Origin of the sequence: Streptococcus australis (genome assembly GCF_019930045.1) — a bacterium.
GTDB classification, from domain to species: Bacteria; Bacillota; Bacilli; order Lactobacillales; family Streptococcaceae; genus Streptococcus; species Streptococcus australis_D.
The window spans coordinates 38,932-60,608 of the sequence record NZ_JAHZQQ010000007.1 but is presented as its reverse complement, the minus strand read 5'-3'; the positions used below and the strand labels follow the sequence as shown (position 1 = coordinate 60,608).

Sequence of the window (21,677 nt, the reverse complement as noted above, 5' to 3'; positions counted from 1 at the left end):
GTTTAGCTTACAGAACTGCTTGTGAAGCTCTAGAGGATGAGTTCAAGTAAATGTTGCACTTATTCTTGCAATTTATCCTTTGTAAAAACTTTTTAAGAAGTACTTGTAATTTTTGATAAATACATTACAATAAATATATAGGAAAAAGGAAGTGTCTTAGATATTGCTCCATTGTCGATTTGAAGGCGCAGTCCGAGGCCCTCATAAAAATCCTAAGTTTGACAGCATAATAAATAATCAAAGGTAGATAATTGAATTAAAAAATAGACTTGGAATAGGAATCGAAAGGAAAAAGGAGTGTTGTATGAAGGGGAACAGTATCTGGAAAAATGTTGGTTTGTATGCCTTGGTGGTCTTCTCTCATTTTATTTTATTTTCGAGGATTCTTGCTAGTTGCTTGAATGTTCTCGTTGAGGGAGGTTCCGAGCCTCTCATTCTCTTGATATTCGCTTTGGTATCTGCTCTCTATATTTTTGGTTTGTGGAAATGGTACCAAAAGGGTTGGAAACTTGAGGTTAAAAAGACCAAACTGACGTCCACGATATGGTTACCCATTGGATTATTAGTTGCCTTTATTGCTCTTCAAGCCTTGGTCTCGGGTGAATCGTCTAATAATCAAAGAAGTATTGAGTTTTTCTTGGAGTTATTTCCTGCCTTCGTTTTTTTCTATATTATTTTTATTGCTCCCATTATTGAAGAATTCATAACTAGAGGCTTAATGGCCAAGTATCTATTTTCAAAGCAGGAAACCCTAGGACAAACCTTGCTCTATATTGCTCTTTCTTCTAGTTTATTTTCTTTTCTCCATCTTCCGTCTAGTCTAGGGCAATTTCTAACTTACTTTATAATGGGTTCAATTTTTGCTTTAGCGTATCTGACTAAGGAAGATATTCGTTATGCCATTGCCCTGCATATAGCAAATAACCTGATCGCTTCTCTCCTTATCTTCTTGCTTCAATAAAGAAGAATGGGGAGTAACATACCTACCAAATCAGCCCTTTCCAAATCTGGAAAGGACTGATTTGTTTATTTGAGATAGTTTCTTCTGCAGCAAGGCTAATTTTTAGCATGAAAAAGCAAAAAAACCTTTCCAGATGGAAAGGTTTTTGTCTTATAGGCCGTAGTTGTAATCGTCATCCTGCATGGCTTCTACTTCACCGAGAAGATAACCATTTCCGACTTGAGAGAAGAAGTCGTGGTTGGATGTACCGGTTGAGATTCCGTTCATAACGATTGGGTTGACGTCATCCGCTGAGTCTGGGAAGAGTGGATCTTGTCCCAAGTTCATGAGGGCTTTATTGGCGTTGTAACGAAGGAAGGTCTTAACTTCATCTGTCCAGCCCACACCATCATAGAGGCTCTCTGTGTAGCCTTCTTCGTTTTCATAGAGGGTGTAGAGCAGGTCATACATCCATTCTTTGAGTTTTTCCTGCTCGTCTTCTGGTAATTCGTTAAATCCAAGTTGGAACTTGTAGCCGATATAGGTTCCGTGAACAGATTCGTCCCGAATGATCAACTTAATGATTTCGGCCACATTAGCCAACTTGTTGTTTCCAAGATAGTAGAGTGGTGTGAAGAAACCAGAGTAGAAGAGGAAGGTTTCAAGGAAGACGCTGGCGACTTTCTTTTCAAGAGGGGTTCCATTGAGGTAGATTTCATTGATGATCTCTGCCTTCTTTTGAAGATAAGGATTGGTATTGGTCCATTCGAAAATCTCTTCGATTTCTGACTTGGTATTCAAGGTAGAAAAGATGGAAGAGTAGGATTTAGCATGGACAGATTCCATAAATTGGATGTTGTTAAAGACAGCTTCTTCGTGGGGAGTACGGATATCTGCACGAAGAGCTTGCACACCAGTTTCAGACTGCATGGTATCCAAGAGCGTCAATCCACCAAAGACTTTACCAACGAGGTCTTTTTCTTTATTAGACAACTTTCTCCAGTCATCTAGGTCGTTTGACAAAGGGATACGTGTATCCAACCAGAATTGCTCGGTCAGTTTTTCCCAGGTCGATTTATCGATGACATCTTCGATAGCATTCCAGTTAATGGCTTTGTAGTAAGTTTCCATTTTCATCACTTTCTTTTTCTAATTCATTCAATCATACAATCATTGTTATTCTAACACAATTGTTAGAATACTGCACAAAAAGTCGGCGGACCGACTTTTGGTAGCAATGGATCAGAGTGTCTTAGATGACACAGCTTTCACATTGGTTTGCGCCAACTTCTCCACCATCATCTGTAAAGGTACGGACGTAGTAGATAGACTTGATTCCCTTATTAAAGGCATAGTTGCGAAGGATAGACAAGTCACGAGTGGTTTGTTTGTTTTCAGTTTTCCATTCGTAAAGGCCTTTTGGAATGTCACTGCGCATAAAGAGAGTCAGTGAGAGCCCTTGGTCTACGTGTTCAGTTGCGGCAGCATAGACATCGATGACTTTTCGCATATCCATGTCGTAGGCAGAAGTGTAGTAAGGAATGGTATCTGTTGATAATCCTGCAGCAGGATAGTAGATCTTCCCGATTTTCTTCTCTTGGCGCTCTTCAATCCGTTGTGTGATTGGGTGGATAGAAGCAGATACATCATTGATGTAGCTGATAGAACCATTTGGTGCCACAGCCAAGCGGTTTTGGTGGTAAAGACCATCTGCTTGTACTTTATCACGAAGTTCAGCCCAGTCTTCTGCACTTGGAATGAAGATATCTTTAAAGAGTTCTTTGACGCGATCAGATTTTGGAACAAACTCTCCAGTCGTGTACTTATCAAAGTAGCTACCGTTTGCGTAGTCTGATTTTTCAAAGTTGCGGAAGGTGATGCCACGTTCACGCGCTATGTTGTTTGATTCTACGAGGGTCCAGTAGTTCATGAGCATGAAGTAGATGCTCGTAAACTCAACAGACTCAGGTGATCCATACTCGATCAATTGTTGGGCAAGATAGCTGTGAAGTCCCATAGCGCCAAGACCAAAGGTATGCGCTTGGCTATTTCCGTGGTCAATTGTTGGAACAGCGACGATGTGAGAACTATCCGTCACAAAGGTCAAAGCACGAACCATAGCACGAATGGAACGACCAAAGTCAGGTGAGGTCATCATGTTAACCACATTGGTTGAACCAAGGTTACATGAGACGTCAGTCCCCATTTTAATGAATTCTTGAGCATCGTTGATCAAGCTTGGTTCTTGAACCTGGAGGATCTCTGAACACAAGTTACTCATGATGATCTTCCCTTCAACTGGGTTTGCGCGGTTAGCAGTATCGATGTTGACTACATAAGGGTAACCAGATTCCTGTTGCAATTTAGAAATTTCAGTTTCTAAATCACGGGCCTTGATTTTTGTCTTGCGGATGTTTGGATTAGCAACCAACTCATCGTATTTTTCAGTGATGTCGATGTAGTTGAATGGTACTCCGTATTCACGCTCAACAGAGTATGGGCTGAAGAGATACATTTCTTCATTCTTACGAGCCAACTCGTAGAACTTGTCTGGCACGACGACACCAAGTGAAAGGGTCTTAACACGAACTTTTTCATCGGCATTTTCCTTCTTAGTAGAAAGGAAGGAGATGATATCTGGGTGGAAGACGTTGAGGTAAACCACCCCAGCCCCTTGGCGTTGTCCCAATTGGTTAGAGTAAGAGAAGCTATCTTCAAAGAGTTTCATAACAGGAACGACCCCAGAGGCAGCTCCTTCATAGCCCTTGATCGGTGCTCCAGCTTCACGAAGGTTGCTAAGGGAAATTCCTACTCCACCACCGATACGAGAAAGTTGAAGGGCAGAGTTGATAGAACGTCCAATCGCATTCATATCATCGGTTACCTGGATCAAGAAACAAGAAACCAATTCCCCACGGCGGGCACGTCCAGCATTTAAGAATGAAGGAGTAGCTGGTTGGTAGCGTTGGTGGATGATTTCATTTGCGATGTCTTTTGCAATGTCTTCATTTCCATCCGCAAAATAGAGAGCATTGAAGAAGACGCGGTCTTCCATGCTTTCGAGATAGTATTCTCCATCATTTGTTTTCAGAGCGTACTGATTATAGAATTTATAGGCAGCCATGAAGGACTTGAATTGGAAGTTTTGATCTTTAATAAATTGATAAAGTTCTTCCAAAAATTCAGGACGGTACTTCTGAATGAAGGCTGTTTCGATATAGTTGTGTTCAATAAGATAGTTGATTTTATCCGTTATTGAATCAAAGGCCATGGTATTTGGCACAACATTTTCTTTGAAGAAAGCATCCAAGGCTTCTTTATCTTTATGAAGCATGATTTGACCGTTAACTGGACGGTTGATTTCATTATTAAGACGGAAGTAGGTTACGTCTTCAAGTGATTTTAATCCCATAATGTTCCTTTTTCTAATTCAAAAACAAAGGGGAGGCAAGCTCCCCTGTACAAGTAAAAGGGCCAGGGGAACACTGTAGTCGAGAACTACAGCAATCCATTCCCTAGACCAATCAGATCCTGTTTGATAATGTTAAGATAATTTCTTGAGCTTAGCTGGTTGGAAGCCAGAGAAGACTTCATCTGCCGTTTGGATAACTGGCGCAGCATTGAAACCAAGGTTTTTCACATGGTCCACAAACTCAGGTTGCTCATCTAGATTAATTTCACGGTATTCAACGTGATTGGTATCTAAAAAACGTTTGGTCATTTTACATTGAACACAATTATTTTTTGAATAAATTGTCACCATAATGTGATCTAACTCCTCTAAATTCATAAATCTGTATCTAGTATAAACAAAAGGTTTTTTCTTGTCAAGAGTTTTAACTAAATATTGTGCACATAAATTAACTATACCTAAGGATACCACAATATGTAGTGTTGTAAGAATTAGTGAAAATTGAGGAAAACGTGATAAAATATAGGTTTTTTAAGTCAAAGGAATTCCTATCTTTTTCCTAAAATTCTATATACTGTGTCCAAGAAAGCAATTCTAATTATTTAATAGAAGAAAGTAAAAAAAGAAGTTCAAAAGAAGAGAAAATTGAGTGCTTCTTGTAAGTATTTTCAGTAAGTGTGTGATAAAAATCTTGAAAAATAATGAAGAAGATGATATAATAGCAAATTGTAAGGGTTATCACAGATAACTCAAAACTAATTATAAAAGGAGAGTCAAACTATGGCTTCTAAAGATTTCCACATCGTGGCAGAAACAGGTATCCACGCACGTCCAGCAACTTTGTTGGTTCAAACTGCTAGCAAATTTGCTTCAGATATTACTCTTGAATACAAAGGTAAATCAGTTAACTTGAAATCAATCATGGGTGTTATGAGCCTTGGTGTTGGTCAAGGAGCTGACGTTGTAATCTCAGCTGAAGGTGCTGACGCTGATGATGCTCTTGCAGCAATCGCTGAAACAATGGAAAAAGAAGGATTGGCATAAACATGACAGAAATGCTTAAAGGAATTGCAGCATCTGATGGTGTTGCCGTTGCTAAGGCATATCTACTTGTTCAACCCGACTTGTCATTTGATACAATCTCAGTTGAAGATACAAATGCAGAAGAAGCTCGTTTGGATGTAGCTCTAGAAGCTTCACAGAACGAGCTTTCTCTTATTCGGGAGAATGCAGTAGCGAGCCTTGGTGAGGAAGCAGCACAAGTATTTGATGCTCACATGATGGTTCTCTCTGACCCTGAAATGGTTGGTCAGATCAAGGAAACAATTCGCACGAAGAAGGTGAATGCTGAGGCTGGATTGAAAGAAGTCACAGATATGTTTATCACCATCTTTGAAGGAATGGAAGATAACCCATACATGCAAGAACGTGCGGCAGATATTCGCGACGTGACCAAACGTGTTCTTGCAAACTTGCTTGGTAAGAAATTGCCAAACCCAGCAACTATCAATGAAGAAGCAATCGTGGTTGCGCATGACTTGACTCCATCAGATACAGCTCAATTGAACAAACAGTTCGTTAAAGCCTTTGTTACAAACATTGGTGGACGTACCAGTCACTCAGCCATCATGGCGCGTACACTGGAGATTGCAGCTGTTCTTGGTACAAACAACATTACCGATCTTGTAAAAGATGGTGATATTTTGGCTGTATCTGGAATTACTGGTGAAGTAGTCATCAACCCAAGCGAAGAACAAATTGCAGAATTCAAAGCAGCTGGAGAAGCTTACGCTAAACAAAAAGCTGAATGGGCTCTTTTGAAAGATGCGAAAACAGTGACTGCAGATGGGAAACACTTTGAGTTGGCAGCTAATATCGGTACACCTAAAGACGTTGAAGGTGTGAACGAAAATGGTGCTGAGGCTGTTGGTCTCTACCGTACAGAATTCTTGTACATGGATTCTCAAGATTTCCCAACGGAAGACGACCAATACGAAGCTTACAAAGCAGTTCTTGAAGGTATGAACGGTAAACCTGTTGTCGTTCGTACAATGGATATCGGTGGGGATAAAGAACTTCCTTACTTCGATCTTCCTAAAGAAATGAACCCATTCTTGGGTTACCGTGCTTTGCGTATCTCTATCTCTGAAACTGGTAACCAAATGTTCCGTACGCAATTGCGTGCATTGCTTCGTGCATCTGTTCACGGTAAATTGCGTATCATGTTCCCAATGGTTGCTTTGTTGAAAGAGTTCCGTACTGCTAAAGCTATTCTTGAAGAAGAAAAAGCAAAATTGGTTGCTGAAGGTGTCGCAGTTGCAGATGATATCCAAGTTGGTATCATGATTGAAATCCCAGCTGCAGCTATGCTTGCAGACCAATTTGCCAAAGAAGTTGATTTCTTCTCAATCGGTACAAACGACTTGATCCAATACACAATGGCTGCTGACCGTATGAACGAACAAGTTTCATACCTTTACCAACCATACAATCCATCAATCCTTCGCTTGATCAACAATGTTATCAAAGCAGCTCACGCTGAAGGTAAATGGGCTGGTATGTGTGGTGAGATGGCTGGTGACCAAACAGCTGTTCCACTTCTTGTCGGAATGGGCTTGGATGAGTTCTCAATGTCAGCTACTTCAGTACTTCGTACACGTAGCTTGATGAAGAAACTTGACACAGCTAAGATGCAAGAATACGCTAACCGTGCTCTTACTGAATGTTCAACAATGGAAGAAGTTCTTGAACTTTCTAAAGAATACGTGAACGTAGATTAATTGATTTTAAGAATCTGATAACAAAGTTATCACCTTGGAAGAGGTGGTAGCTTTTTTATTTTAAACCTGTATTTGTTTCTTTAAATGAAGTAGCTGAACAAAAATGGAGTAGGTGTTGCTATATCAAAACAAAAAATTTAAATTTTCCAAAAAAATTCGGAAATAGGTTTAATTACAATTATTTTTATAGTATAATATTGGAAAGATAGTTTGAAAACTGAACAATTATGAATCTGCTTTAGGAAATTTCAGGGAAACAATGAAAGTTTCAAATTCTTTTCATAATTTTTCATCGTAATATTCAAGAAAAAATCTTGAATATTTCAACTATTTATAGTAGAATAATATTAATAGGAAGCGCTTACATAAAAGCGAGAGAGGTGAGTGAATGGATACGAAACAAGCATTGTATACATTTGGAACCGGTGAGAACTTTCATCTTCAACATTATCTAGGGGCTCATAAAGAGCAAGTAGATGGTGTGGAAGGGTATAGTTTCCGTGTATGGGCTCCAAATGCTCAGGCAGTACACCTGGTAGGTGATTTCACCCAATGGGAAGAAAATGAAATTCCTATGGTGAGAAACGAAGCTGGTGTTTGGGAAGTTTTTACAACTGCACCTCAAGTTGGCGATATCTATAAGTACCATGTTACAAGACAAAATGGGCACCGCTTGATGAAGGTGGATCCTTTAGCAGTCCGCATGGAAAAACGTCCAGGAACTGGAGCGGTGATTACAGATATTCCAGAGCGGAAATGGAAAGATGGACTCTGGATGGCCAGACGGAGAAAACTTGGCTTTAGATCTCGTCCAGTAAATATCTATGAAGTTCATGCCGGTTCTTGGAAACGCAATGAAGATGGCAGTCCCTATTCATTTGCTCAGTTGAAGGAAGACTTGATTCCTTACTTGGTAAAAATGAACTATACCCATGTGGAGTTTATGCCGGTGATGGCTCACCCGCTTGGGCTAAGTTGGGGCTATCAATTGATGGGTTACTTTGCCTTAGAGCATACCTACGGAACTCAGGAAGAGTTTCAAGATTTCGTTGAGGCCTGTCATTTGAATAACATCGGGGTGATTGTGGATTGGGTGCCAGGTCACTTTACCATCAATGATGATGCCTTGGCTTATTACGATGGGACACCAACCTTTGAATATCAAGATCATCATCGTGCCCACAACTATGGCTGGGGAGCAATGAACTTTGATCTAGGGAAAAACCAGGTCCAATCCTTCCTTATCTCTAGTGTAAAATTCTGGATTGAGTTTTATCATTTGGATGGAATCCGGGTCGATGCGGTCAGCAACATGCTTTACTTAGACTACGATAGTGGTCCATGGACACCTAATATCGATGGTGGAAATCTCAACTATGAGGGAATTCATTTCCTTAAGCGGATGAATGCTGTGATTAAATCAGAACATCCGGATGTCATCATGGCAGCGGAGGAAAGTTCATCTGGCACCAAGATCACTGGTCCGGAAGAGTATGGTGGTTTAGGATTTGACTACAAGTGGAATATGGGTTGGATGAATGATATCCTTCGCTTCTACGAGGAAGATCCTATTTACCGGAAATTTGATTTCAACTTGGTGACCTTTAGCTTTATGTATGCCTTCTCTGAAAACTTCTTGTTGCCATTCTCTCATGATGAAGTGGTCCACGGGAAGAAGAGTCTCATGCATAAGATGTGGGGAGATCGCTACAACCAGTTCGCTGGCTTGCGCAATCTCTTGACCTATCAGATTTGTCATCCAGGTAAGAAATTGCTCTTCATGGGTTCAGAGTTTGGCCAATTCTTAGAATGGAAGTCTGAAGAACAGTTAGAATGGTCTAATCTGGAAGATGACATGAACCGCAAGATGCAAGAGTTTACTTCACAACTTAATCAATTCTACAAAGACAACAAGATGTTGTGGGAAATTGATGATAGCTATGACGGTATTGAGATTATTGATGCGGATAACCGAGATCAAAGTGTCTTGACCTTTACTCGTAAGGATAAAAAAGGAAATCATTTGCTTTGTATCTTTAATATGGCACCAGTAGAGCGCAAGGACTTTACAGTCGGCGTCCCTGTTGCTGGGGTCTATGAAGAAATTTGGAATACAGAATTAGAGAAATGGGGAGGTGTCTGGAAAGAGCACAACCAGGAAGTGAAGACTCAAGAGGGATTATGGAAAGATTATCCACAAACCTTGACCTTCACCTTACCGGCTCTTGGAGCTAGTGTATGGAAAGTGAAACGAAAACTTCGTTCCAATGTGTCTAAAACAAAAAAATAGTTGTTGGTGATCTACTGATCGCGGTCTATGATCCCCTTCCTAACTCTGTAGAAGAGGTCATGGTGCCTCTCGAAGTGGGAAGAAGGTCTCGTCAATCCAAAAAGGAGTAATCAATGAAGAATGAAATGCTAGCTCTGATCCTTGCTGGTGGGCAAGGAACTCGCCTTGGAAAACTCACTCAAAGCATTGCCAAACCTGCAGTGCAATTTGGGGGACGTTATCGTATTATTGACTTTGCCTTATCCAACTGTGCCAACTCAGGTATCCACAATGTTGGCGTGATTACTCAGTATCAACCGCTTGCCTTAAACAACCATATCGGAAATGGTTCAAGTTGGGGTCTTGATGGCATTAATACTGGGGTTTCTATCCTTCAACCGTATTCTGCAAGTGAAGGAAATCGTTGGTTTGAAGGAACAAGTCATGCGATTTTCCAAAATATCGACTACATCGATAGTATCAATCCAGAGTACGTGTTGATCCTTTCTGGAGACCATATCTACAAGATGGACTACGACGAAATGCTTCAGTCTCACAAAGATCACAATGCAAGCCTTACAGTAGCTGTATTGGATGTACCTTTAAAAGAAGCTAGCCGTTTCGGAATTATGAATACGGATGCTAACAATCGAATTGTCGAATTTGAAGAAAAACCTGCAGAGCCAAAATCAACAAAAGCTTCCATGGGAATCTACATTTTTGACTGGTCTCGCCTGCGCAATATGCTAGTGGCTGCAGAGAAGAGTGACATCGATATGTCTGACTTTGGTAAAAACGTTATTCCAACTTATCTTGAATCTGGTGAAAGCGTCTATGCTTATGAATTCAAGGGCTATTGGAAAGATGTGGGGACTATTGAATCTCTTTGGGAAGCGAATATGGAATACATTGATCCAAACAATGCCTTGGATAGCCGCGACCGTCACTGGAAGATCTATTCTCGTAACTTGATTTCACCACCAAACTTCTTTGGCGAACATGCCCATATTGAAGATTCCTTGGTAGTGGATGGGTGCTTGGTAGATGGAACAGTAAAACGTTCTATCTTGTCTACGGAAGCACAAGTTCGTAAAGGTGCAGTCGTTGAAGATTCTGTCATCATGAGTGGTGCCATTATCGGACAAGGTGCTGTGATTAGACGTGCCATTATCGGTGAAGGAGCAGTCGTTTCAGAAGGTGTTGTCATCGATGGAACGGAAGAAGTACAAGTCGTTGGATATAACGAAAAAGTGGGGGTAGCAACAGATGAAGATTGATAAGTATTCAGCTATTTTAGGAAACACAGTAGGCTTCCATGATATGTCGTCATTGACAGATCATCGTCCTGTTGCCAGTCTGCCATTTGATGGGAAATATCGTTTGATTGACTTCCCGCTTTCTAGCCTTGCTAACGCAGGAATCCGTAGTGTATTCGGTATTTTCCAACAAGAAAATATCAGTTCTGTCTTTGACCATATCCGCTCTGGTCGTGAGTGGGGCTTGTCAACTCTTTTGAGCCACTACTACCTTGGAATTTATAACACACCAGTTGAAAGCTCTAATGTTGGGAAAGAGTACTATGAGCAGTTATTAACTTATTTAAAACGCTCAGGATCTAATCAAACAGTCGCTCTCAACTGTGACGTCTTGGTAAATATTGATTTAAACCAGGTTTTCCATTTGCATAATACCGTTGATGCACCTATTACAGTCGTGTACAAAAAGTTGCATCATCGTGACATCTCTGAAGTAAATGCTATCTTGGATATTGATGAGACTGACCATGTTACGGGTCAAAGATTGTTTGATGGAACAGATTCAGATGCTCTCTATAATATGTCAACGGATATCTTTATTGTGGATACACCATGGTTGATTGAAAAATTAGAATCAGAAATCCATAAAGAACATCCAGAAAAATTGCGTTATATTCTTCGTGATTTAGCAGTAGAATATGGAGCCTTCGCTTTTGAATACACCGGCTATATTGCCAATATTCATTCAGTTGAATCCTACTATCGTGCTAACTTGGATATGTTGGAAACCAATAAATTTATGTCCCTCTTCTCACCAAATCAAAAGATTTATACCAAGGTAAAAAATGAGGAACCAACCTATTACGCTGCTTCAGCAGAAATTCGCAATTCGCAATTTGCATCAGGAAGCATTGTCGAAGCTTTGGTGCATGATTCTATCATTTCTCGTCGCGTTCATCTACACCAGGGGGCAGAAATTCGTAGCAGTCTCCTGTTTCCAGGTGTCGTTGTCCATGAGGGAGCAGTCGTTGAGCATGCGATTCTTGACAAGGGCGTCGTAGTTGAAACTGGTGTAACCATTCGTGGAACCAAAGAGGCACCTCTTGTAATTAAAAAAGGTGCTGTGATTACAGAGGATATTGGATAATGAAATTATTGTTTGTTGCCGCAGAAGGAGCTCCCTTTTCAAAAACAGGGGGGCTAGGAGATGTGATTGGAGCACTCCCTAAATCCTTGGCTAAAAAAGGACATGATGTTCGTGTCGTCCTCCCCTACTACGACATGGTAGAGGCGAAATTTGGCGACCAAATTGAAGATGTTTTACACTTCGAGACCAGAGTGGGTTGGAGAAGCGAATATGTTGGTGTGAAACGCATCCATCGTGATGGTGTTACCTTCTATTTTATTGATAACCAGAAATATTTCTTTAGAGGACATGTCTACGGAGATTTTGATGATGGGGAGCGCTTTGCCTACTTCCAATTGGCAACGCTTGAGATGATGGAACGAGTGGATTTTATTCCTGATATCATCCATGTTCATGATTATCATACAGCCATGATTCCTTTCCTACTAAAAGAGAAATACCGTTGGATTCAAGCTTACAATGGAATTAAGTCTGTCTTGACCATTCATAATCTGGAGTTCCAAGGTCAGTTTGACCCAGGAATGTTGTGGGATCTGTTTGGCGTTGGATTTGAGCGCTACGAAGATGGTACCCTTCGGTGGAAGGATTGCTTGAACTGGATGAAGGCTGGGATCCTTTATGCTGATCGTGTGACCACTGTTTCACCAAGTTATAGTTATGAAATCAGGACAGCTGAATATGGTTGTGGCCTTGATCAAATCTTGCGCATGGAGTCTGGTAAATTAACGGGGATTGTGAATGGAATCGATACAGACCTTTATAATCCTGAGACAGATCCGCTTTTGTCCTATCATTTCAATATAGATGATTTATCAGGAAAAGCAGTAAGCAAACGAGCTCTTCAGGAACGTGTTGGACTTCCAGTACGTGATGATGTACCTTTGTTTGGAATCGTTTCTCGCTTGACTCGCCAAAAAGGCTTTGATGTGGTGGTTGAAGAACTCCATAACCTTCTACAAAAGGATATCCAAATCGTTCTTTTGGGAACAGGAGATCCTGGTTTTGAACATGCCTTTGCTTGGTTTGGTCAAGCTTATCCAGATAAACTCTCTGCTAACATCATGTTTGATGTCCAGTTGGCGCAAGAAATCTATGCCGCTTCGGATGTCTTCTTGATGCCAAGTCGTTTTGAACCATGTGGACTATCTCAAATGATGGCTATGCGCTATGGTACGCTACCATTGGTTCACGAGGTAGGCGGACTGAGAGATACAGTTCAAGCCTATAATGTACTTGATGGTAGTGGTACTGGCTTTAGCTTTAACAACCTATCTGGTTATTGGCTAAACTGGGCTGTAGATCAAGCTTTGACGGTCTATACTCATGATAAGGATGCTTGGTATGGTCTCCAAAGAGAAGCCATGAATCGTGACTTCTCATGGGATACAGCTAGTCAACATTATGCTGATCTGTATCAATCATTATAAGATGAATGAGAGAGTGGGACAGAAATCGGTAATTCGTTAGAATTCGATTTCGTCGTCCCACCTCCGCATAGTTGAGTAGGGCTGTAAAAGCTGATGAAATCAGCGTAGTAGAGCCCACTCAACCACTGCGACTTGCTCGACAATCCAAAAACAATTGAGAGGCTAGGACTTTTGTCCCAGCCTCTTTTGCTTGTAGAAGGAAGAGTTTACTATTGAAATATAGGGAATCAAAAAAGGGAAGAAATCTGAGTAAGATAAGTTGATAAAAGATGCGAAAAAAGATAAGATAGATAAAGGTAATAATCACGGGAAGTGTTTTAGGGAAGTGTCATTCTTCTCCAAACATAAATGAGACTTCCTATGATTTACAAATATTACTATGTAGGAAATTATAGGATGAAACAAAGAAGACAAGCTTTTGAAAAGATCACCAAGTATTCGATTCGGAAATTATCCGTCGGAGTAGGTCCGGTTGCTATTGGAGCCTTTCTTTTTGCAGGGAGTGTATTAGGAGCGCCTTCTGTACAAGCTGACCAATTCACGGCAGAAGCGACAGTTCATATGGGGTATGTCACGGAAAATGAGTTGACTCCTGAGGAACAAGCTCAGGTGATTCGTGCAATTCCTGAAGAATACCAAAATGAAGATACCTTTTATCTGGTGTATAAGAAAAAAACACCTAGTCAAGGGCTACTACCACAAACAGGGACGACCGAATTGGCGGTTGCTGGCCTTAGTTTAGCGACTGCCTCTTTAGCAGTTCTTTTGCTGTCAAAAAAACACCGCAAAAAAGTAATGGGACTCCTATTAATTGGTTCCATGGGGCAAAGCCTGCTCTTATCCATTGATGCCGTAGCCTTGCAAAATATTGAATTAGCAAGCTACAATCAGACTCTTTCAATTGCAAGCAGTAAAGAACTAGCCAATGGTGTCATCCAGATAGAAGGCTATGACTATGTTGGCTACCTTCGTTGTCCAGTTGATCCAAGAGCTACGGGCCAAGAACCCCATGTAAGAGTGGAGGAGAAGCCGGTATCCCAACCTGCAACAGAAGGAAAGACTCTATCGCAGGTAACACCTGAAGAGGGTCCTGCTTTCCCTATAGTGGACAAGCCAAACGTTGAAGTTTCAACAGAAAGTATTCCGTTTGAAACTGTAGAACAAGCAGATCCTACTTTAGCAAAAGGTCAAACAGCAGTTTTAAGAGCTGGACAAAATGGTGAACAGACTGTTTTAACAGAAGTCAGTACGGTAAATGGTCAGGAAGTTCGCAAAGTAGTTGAAAGCAAGCTTACTAAAGAACCAGTTTCACAAATTCTTGCTGTCGGGACAAAAGAAGATGCCCAACCAACCCCTCAACCAAGTCCACAACCTGCTCCAGTAGTTACAGCTAAGGGAACGCAGGAAGAAGGTAATGTGGGAGAAGCGCCTGTTCAACCGGAAGCCCCAGCCTATACCGGTGTTGTGGAAGCCAAAGGGACCCAAGAAGAAGGCCATGTCGGTGAAGCCCCAATTCAACCGGAGACTCCATCCTATACCGGTGTCGTTGAAACCAAGGGAACCCAGGAAGAAGGTCATGTCGGCGAAGCTCCCGTTCAACCGGAGAACCCAGTTTACCAAGTGACTGAAGGGACAGTGACGGAGACAGAAACGGTGCTCCTTCCGTATGAATTTGAATATGTACCAGATGCGGACCGCTATACTGATGAAGAAAGTATCCTTCAAAAAGGAGAGGCAGGTAGCCAGGAAATTCGCCGTGTTTATAAAACAGTCAATGGCGAGAAGATTGGAGAGCCCCTCAGTACGACAACTGAAACGGTAAAAGCTCCTGTGACAGAAAAAATTAGTCGTGGAAGTAAGGCGATTGAAGGCCAAACAGAGGATGTTTCGTTTGAGGAAATTCCATTTAAGACGGTAACCGAACAAGATGTCACCTTGCTAAAAGGAACCGAAAGGGTTTCTCAAGCCGGTAAGAATGGGAAGAAGAAAATCACCAAGGTTTACAAGACTTTTAAAGGTGTAAAAACGGCGGATGCTCCAACGGTTTCGGAGGAAGTAGTTGAACAAGCCCAAGATCGGATCATTCAAAAAGGGACCAAAGAACTTGAAAAGCCAACCTTAACCTTGACCCAGGTCGAGAAGGAAGAGTTGAAGCGCAGTGCCAAAGCTACTTATCGTTTGGACAAACCAGACGGTGTGACCATCAAGTCTATCCAGGCTGTATTGAAGAAGGGTGATCAAGTGGTTAAAACATTTGCCCTTTCAGAGACGGACTTAGCAGCTGCCTTAGCGGACTTGGACTATTACAAGGATTATACGCTTGCGACGACTATGGTGTATGATCGCGGTAATGGTGACGAAGAAGAAGTTCTTAAGGAAGAACCACTGAGAATCGACCTTAAAAAAGTTGAAGTCAAAAATATTAAGGAAACAAGCTTAATCAGTGTGGATGACCAAGGTAATGAGACCGATAGTAGTCTCTTGTCCGAGAAACCATCGAATGTTAAGCCTTACTACTTAAAAGTTACGACTTACGATAACAAGGTTACAAAACTAGCAGTTGATAAAATCGAAGAAGTTACTGTAGATGGAAATAAACTATACAAAGTAACGGCTAAGGCACCTGATTTGATTCAACGTACTGCAGAAAATCGTTTCACTGAAGAGTATGTACACTATTTGCCTAAGCCAAAAGCTCATGAAGGTGATGTCTACTACGACTTTAATGAACTTGTGAAAGCTATGCAAGCCAATCCTACGGGGACCTTTAAGCTTGGTAGCAATATGAATGCTAATAATGTACCGCCAGCTGGCAAATCTTATGTAACCAATGCCTTTAAAGGTTCATTGGGAAGTACTGATGGTAATAAATTTGCTATTCATAATATCACTAAACCATTATTTGGAAACATTGAAGGTGGTTCAGTTAAGGATCTCATACTGGAAAATGTCAATATTGATATGCCTGGAGTTGATCGAGTAGCTCCAATCGCCAATATCATTAAAAACAATGCGACTATCGAAAATGTCAAAGTAACAGGAAGTGTTGTCGGTAACAATGATGTAGCTGGTATTATCAATAAAATTGATGGTAGTGGAAAAGTAAGTAATGTCGCCTTTATCGGTAAACTTCACGCTGCCGGCAATAGAGGAGGCTATTTAGCTGGTGTTCTTGGTGAAAACTGGAAGGGTGTTGTTGAGAAAGCCTACGTTGATGCTGAAATTACTGGTAATAAAGCAAAAGCTGCAGGACTAGTCTATTCATCTCAAAATGGTGCTAATAACTACACGGTCGGTAAAGAAGGGGTCCTCAGAAATTCAGTTGCTAAAGGTTCTATCGAACTGAAAGAAGCTGTTCAATCTGGTGGATTGCTGGGTACCAACTGGGCCTTGGGTACTATTGAAGACAACATCACTATGATGAAAGTCAAAACAGGTGAGATGGTATTTGGTCACTCAGATATTGATGCTGACGACTACTTCACCTATTCAAGAACCAAACGTAATTATAGTGTTGATGGCGTGAGTGAAGGGAAGAAATCCTTTAACAACTCCCGTAAAATCCCTAGCATCTCGCTGGCAGAAGCTGAGCAGAAAATCGAAGCAATGGGAATCACTGCTGATAAATTCACCAGCAGCAAACCGATTGAAGACAAGCTTAATAACAGTCTTAACAAAGACGATCAATACAAAGCAATTGATACTTATGATGCGAATCGTGAGCTAGCTTATCGCAATATTGCTAAATTGCAACCTTTCTACAACAAAGAATGGATTGTCGACCAAGGTAATAAATTAGCTGCAGGAAGTCCTCTCTTGACTAAAGAAGTATTGTCTGTAACTGCCATGAAAGGTAATACTTTCGTGACGGAATTAGCTGATGCTGATCATATTATGATCCACTATGCAGATAAGACAAAAGATATCTTTAGCATTACGCCGAAAGACTCTAAAGTCAAACAAGTGAAAGAGTACGGTATTGCAGAACTCGGTGAAGTAGTCTATACGCCGAATATGGTGGACAAAGACCGTAGTGATCTCATTGGCGCCATCGTAGGGAAATTAAGTCCTGTCGAATTGCAATCTGATCCGATCTACACTCATCTTGGTAGAACAGGACCAAACAAAGTCAATGCCATTAAGAACCTTTACCTCGAAGAAAGTTTCCAAGAAGTCAAGGACAATCTGACTCACTTGGTGAAACAACTAGTTGAAAACCAAGACCATCAATTAAACACGGATGAGGCTGCCAAACGTGCCCTTATCAAGAAGATTGATGATAACAAGGCAGCGGTTCTCCTTGGTCTTTCTTACCTGAACCGTTATTACGGAGTGAAGTTTGATGATTTTAATATTAAGCAACTCATGTTGTTTAAACCAGACTTCTATGGTAAGAATGTAAGTGTGTTAGACTTCTTGATCAAGGTTGGTTCCAAAGAAAATAACATTAAAGGTGATAGAACTTTAGAAGCTTATCGCGAAACTATCGGTGGAGTTATCGGTATAGGCGAGTTAAACAGTTTCTTAGACTATAATATGCGTCTATTCACAGAAGACAAAGATCTAAATGATTGGTTCATAAAAGCAACCAAAGACAATGTCTATATTGTCGAGCCTGAGACAACCAATCCAGCATTCGCATCTGCTAAGCATAGAGCCTATGAGGGCTTAAACAATGATGTTCACGGTAAAATGATTTTACCACTCTTGAACTTAAAAGATGCCCATATGTTCTTGATTTCAACCTATAACACCATGGCCTATAGTTCATTTGAAAAATATGGTAAGAACACTGAAGCAGAGCGTAATGCCTTCAAATCTGAAATTGATAAGGTTGCTAAAGGACAACAGAATTACCTAGATTTCTGGTCACGTCTATCTCTAGATAAAGTACGTAATCAGCTCTTGAAGAGCAATAATATGGTTCCAACACCTGTACTGGACAACCAGAATTATAAAGGCATTAGTACTGACCGTTATGGCCATACAAACAGTGGTAAAGATGTGGCACCTATCCGTGAATTGTATGGACCTACAGACCGTTACCATGCGACTGATTGGCGTATGGGAGCTGTTGCTCGCGTTTATGCGAATCCATATAAGGATGATTCTGTCTTCTTTATGGTGACGGACATGATTAGTGATTTTGGGGTATCTGCCTTTACTCATGAAACAACTCACGTAAATGACCGAATGGTTTACCTAGGTGGCTCAAGACACCGTGAAGGAACAGATCTTGAAGCATTTGCTCAAGGAATGTTACAAACTCCGTCAGTATCAAATCCAAATGGTGAGTACAAAGCCCTAGGTCTCAACATGGCTTATGAACGTCCAAACGATGGAAATCAATGGTATAACACTAATCCAAATGACCTTAAATCACGTGACGAAATTGATCGTTACATGAAGGGCTATAATGACACTCTCATGCTTCTAGATTATCTTGAAGGAGAAGCTGTCCTCAATAAAGCAAATCAAGATTTAAACAATGCTTGGTTCAAGAAAGTAGACAAACAGTACCGAGGAAACAAAACAAAGAATCAATTCGATAAGGTTCGACCTTTAAGTGATGAAGAAAAGACTATTCCTTTGCATACAGTAAATGACCTCATTACCAACAACTTCATGACCAATCGTGGTCCTGGAAATGGAGTCTATAATCCATCAGACTTTGGTTCAGCTTATGTGACCGTACCGATGATGACAGGGATCTATGGTGGGAACACTAGTGAAGGTGCTCCAGGAGCGATGTCATTTAAACACAATACTTTCAGAATCTGGGGTTACTATGGCTATGAAAAAGGCTTCCTGAACTATGCTTCTAACATGCTAAAAGCTGAATCTAAAAAAGCTGGTAAAGATACTCTAGGTGATGATTTCATCATTCACAAGATTTCTGATGGTAAATTTAGTACCCTTGAAGATTGGAAGAAAGCTTACTTCAAAGAAGTTGTGACAAGTGCTAAAAATGGAATACAATCTTTTGAAATTGATGGTAAAACATACAATAGCTATGAAGACTTGAAACAAGCCTTTGCTGAAGCAGTTGATAAAGATAAAGCTACCCTAAGTAACGGCTCTGTCAAATTTGATCATACTGTTTCACTGAAAGAAAAAGTCTTTAAGAAATTGCTGCAACAAACAGACAGTTTCAAAACCTCTATTTTTAAATAGGAAGAAAATGCTCATCTGCTCGTCAGGTGAGTTTTTTCTATCCTTGGTAATAATGCCTCCTCTTCTGATGAAAATAATATAAATTTGTGTGAAATACAAAAATAGACAAAGTGTCTAAAGATAATGAGAATCTTTTGAAAGCTAGTGGTAAGAGAAATTTTAAAAGTGGTGACAGAATTGCCGTAAAACGTTTTCTTTCTGAGCAAACATTTGACTATTATATTTTTTAGGAGTAAACTAAGGGAGTAAAATTTATTTAAGGAGAATTCATCATGAATTTAACATTTTTAGGTCTTTGTTTTGCCTGCTTCGGCGTATCCATTGCTGAAGGATTGATTATGAGTAATCTTTTTAAAGCTGCTTCTCGTCAACCAGAGATTATCGGTCAATTACGTAGCCTTTTGATCCTTGGGATCGCCTTTGTAGAAGGTACCTTCTTCGTAACCTTGGCCATGGCCTTCGTTATTAAATAGACTTCTCTATTTAGGAAAGGAGGTGTCAAACCTTGGAAGAAAGTGTGAATCCAACCCTAAATATTGGACCAGTATCCTTTGATTTGACCCTACTTGCCATGTCTCTTGTAACTGTTTTGATGGTCTTTGCTTTTGTCTATTGGGCAAGCCGCAAAATGACCCTCCGTCCTAAGGGCAAACAGAATGCTCTTGAGATGATCTATGATTTTGTCATTAGTTTTACCAAGGGAAACATTGGAGAGCACTACATGAAGAACTATTCTTTGTTCTTGTTTTCTCTCTTTCTCTTTATCTTAGTGGCCAATAATATTGGCTTAATGGCAAAAGTCCAAACAACAAACGGTTATAACTTGTGGACTTCCCCAACGGCTAACCTCGGCTATGACTTATCTCTCTCCTTTATGATCACCTTGATCGCACATGTGGAAGGAGTTCGTCGTCGAGGCTTTAAGGAATACTTGAAGGCCTTTGCGACTCCTGGTTTTATGACCCCGATGAACCTCCTAGAAGAGGTGACCAATTTTGCTTCCTTAGCAATTCGGATCTACGGGAATATTTTTGCCGGTGAAGTATTGGCAGGCTTGCTTTTAGCCTTGTCTCAACAAGCCTTTTATTGGTATCCAGCAGCTTTTATCGGAAGCATGTTATGGACAGCCTTTTCGATTTTCATTTCATGTATCCAGGCTTATGTATTTACCATGTTGTCATCCATGTACATAGGTAAAAAAATAAACGGTGAGGAAGAGTAAGTAGAGGAGTAGAAGATGGATTTAACAATTGGTACCATTATTGGTGACTTTATACTGATCGCTGGTTCCTTCCTCTTATTAATCTTTTTAGTAAAGAAATTTGCTTGGGGCAATATCACTAGTATTTTGGATGCGCGTGCTGAAAAAATCACCAACGATATTGACGAAGCAGAGGCAGCCCGTAAAAAGGCTGAGGAACTAGCTGCAAAACGCGAAGCAGAGTTGGCAGGTAGTCGTCAAGAAGCTACAACGATTCTTGAAACGGCTAAGGAAACAGCCGAAAAAAATAAGGCTCATATTCTCAGTGAAGCTAACCAAGAAGCCCTTCGCTTGAAAGAAAAAGCGCAATTAGAAATTTCGCAAAATAAAGAAGAAGCGATGAACAGTATCAAGGGGGATGTCGCAGATCTAACCGTTAACTTAGCAGGGAAATTGCTAAGCCAACAGTTGGACTCTGAAGGCCATCGCCAACTGATCGATCGCTACCTAAATGAATTAGGAGATGCCTAATGGACAAAAAGCAATTAATGGTAATTGAGAAATATTCCCAGCCTTTTGTTCAATTGGTATTTGAAAAAAATCAGCAAGATAACGTTTATGAAAAATTAAGTCAAATAAAGGCTGTTTTTGAGGAAACAGGCCTTGCTGCATTTTTAGCTCATATCGGTGTAGAGGATGAAGAGAAGGCGAAGAGTCTGCGACTTTTCCAAAACTCGGATTCAGCATTACTAGACCATTTGATTGAAGTGGTTATTCTCAATCATCGTGAAGCCTTATTTTATGATATTGTCAGAGTTAGTATGGAGCAAATTCAACAAGTGAGCAACTGTTTCGAAGTAACCATTTCTTCGGTTGCAGGACTCGATCAGGCTCAAAAAGAAAAGTTGATCCCTATTATTGAAAAGAAATTTGGTATTCAAGTTCGTTCTCTGAAAGAAGAACTGGATCCAGATTTGATTGGTGGTTTTGTGGTTTCAGCAAATCACAAGACGCTAGATACTAGTCTCAAACGTCAATTGCAAGTCATAAAAGCAAATTTGAAATAGAAAG

At 40.5% G+C, this 21,677-nt stretch carries 15 protein-coding genes; 12 read left to right on the top strand and 3 right to left on the bottom strand.

Translation table 11 applies throughout. The features are described from left to right. Window positions 1–304 precede the first annotated feature (304 nt). Window positions 305–961: a CPBP family intramembrane glutamic endopeptidase gene (locus K1J10_RS02740; protein WP_135781997.1), complete on the top strand. Its 657-nt coding sequence runs from the start codon at window positions 305–307 to the stop codon at window positions 959–961. Between the two features lie 150 nt (window positions 962–1,111). Here the strand turns inward: K1J10_RS02740 and nrdF are convergent, their stop codons facing one another. The 3 genes from nrdF to nrdH form a co-directional block, all read right to left on the bottom strand. Continuing rightward, window positions 1,112–2,071 (bottom strand): class 1b ribonucleoside-diphosphate reductase subunit beta, encoded by a 960-nt coding sequence (gene nrdF / locus K1J10_RS02735; protein ID WP_009732545.1) that lies wholly within the window; start codon window positions 2,069–2,071, stop codon window positions 1,112–1,114. A gap of 121 nt (window positions 2,072–2,192) precedes the next feature. Continuing rightward, entirely contained in the window at window positions 2,193–4,352 is a 2,160-nt protein-coding gene (gene nrdE, locus K1J10_RS02730) for a class 1b ribonucleoside-diphosphate reductase subunit alpha (RefSeq protein ID WP_223355788.1), read from the bottom strand. A gap of 132 nt (window positions 4,353–4,484) precedes the next feature. After that, the gene (nrdH, locus tag K1J10_RS02725) at window positions 4,485–4,703 is read right to left on the bottom strand and encodes a glutaredoxin-like protein NrdH (protein ID WP_006596951.1); all 219 of its coding nucleotides are present in this window, start codon (window positions 4,701–4,703) and stop codon (window positions 4,485–4,487) included. A gap of 429 nt (window positions 4,704–5,132) precedes the next feature. Between nrdH and K1J10_RS02720 the strand changes: the two genes are divergently transcribed. The 11 genes from K1J10_RS02720 to K1J10_RS02670 all read left to right on the top strand — a co-directional run bounded on the left by K1J10_RS02720 (window position 5,133) and on the right by K1J10_RS02670 (window position 21,673). Then, window positions 5,133–5,396 carry a phosphocarrier protein HPr gene (locus K1J10_RS02720; RefSeq protein WP_006596636.1) on the top strand — a complete coding sequence of 88 codons (264 nt, stop codon included), beginning with the start codon at window positions 5,133–5,135 and terminating at the stop codon, window positions 5,394–5,396. A 2-nt stretch (window positions 5,397–5,398) separates the two neighbouring features. Further along, a complete protein-coding gene (ptsP, locus tag K1J10_RS02715) occupies window positions 5,399–7,132 on the top strand; it encodes a phosphoenolpyruvate--protein phosphotransferase (protein ID WP_223355787.1) in 1,734 nt (577 codons plus the stop codon). A 388-nt stretch (window positions 7,133–7,520) separates the two neighbouring features. Further along, window positions 7,521–9,422 carry a 1,4-alpha-glucan branching protein GlgB gene (glgB, locus tag K1J10_RS02710; RefSeq protein WP_223355786.1) on the top strand — a complete coding sequence of 634 codons (1,902 nt, stop codon included), beginning with the start codon at window positions 7,521–7,523 and terminating at the stop codon, window positions 9,420–9,422. A 113-nt stretch (window positions 9,423–9,535) separates the two neighbouring features. Continuing rightward, window positions 9,536–10,678, top strand: a complete 1,143-nt coding sequence (locus tag K1J10_RS02705) for a glucose-1-phosphate adenylyltransferase (protein ID WP_125329616.1) — start codon at window positions 9,536–9,538, stop codon at window positions 10,676–10,678. Further along, window positions 10,668–11,804 (top strand): glucose-1-phosphate adenylyltransferase subunit GlgD, encoded by a 1,137-nt coding sequence (gene glgD / locus K1J10_RS02700; RefSeq protein WP_061563774.1) that lies wholly within the window; start codon window positions 10,668–10,670, stop codon window positions 11,802–11,804. Before K1J10_RS02705 ends, glgD begins: the two co-directional genes overlap by 11 nt. Then, complete coding sequence (gene glgA / locus K1J10_RS02695) at window positions 11,804–13,231, top strand: glycogen synthase GlgA (protein ID WP_223355785.1); 1,428 nt, start codon at window positions 11,804–11,806, stop codon at window positions 13,229–13,231. The genes glgD and glgA overlap by 1 nt, the downstream gene beginning before the upstream one ends. Window positions 13,232–13,627: 396 nt before the next feature. After that, window positions 13,628–19,405, top strand: coding sequence for a ZmpA/ZmpB/ZmpC family metallo-endopeptidase (locus tag K1J10_RS02690; protein ID WP_223355784.1), 5,778 nt, complete (start codon window positions 13,628–13,630; stop codon window positions 19,403–19,405). A 272-nt stretch (window positions 19,406–19,677) separates the two neighbouring features. Then, on the top strand, window positions 19,678–19,878 hold the full coding sequence (locus K1J10_RS02685) for a F0F1 ATP synthase subunit C (RefSeq protein ID WP_006596628.1): 201 nt from the start codon (window positions 19,678–19,680) through the stop codon (window positions 19,876–19,878). Window positions 19,879–19,910: 32 nt separating this feature from the next. Further along, a complete protein-coding gene (gene atpB, locus K1J10_RS02680; RefSeq protein ID WP_048789648.1) occupies window positions 19,911–20,627 on the top strand; it encodes a F0F1 ATP synthase subunit A in 717 nt (238 codons plus the stop codon). A 15-nt stretch (window positions 20,628–20,642) separates the two neighbouring features. Continuing rightward, the gene (atpF, locus tag K1J10_RS02675) at window positions 20,643–21,137 is read left to right on the top strand and encodes a F0F1 ATP synthase subunit B (protein ID WP_126404017.1); all 495 of its coding nucleotides are present in this window, start codon (window positions 20,643–20,645) and stop codon (window positions 21,135–21,137) included. Continuing rightward, entirely contained in the window at window positions 21,137–21,673 is a 537-nt protein-coding gene (locus tag K1J10_RS02670; protein ID WP_223355783.1) for a F0F1 ATP synthase subunit delta, read from the top strand. Before atpF ends, K1J10_RS02670 begins: the two co-directional genes overlap by 1 nt. Window positions 21,674–21,677: the final 4 nt, after the last annotated feature.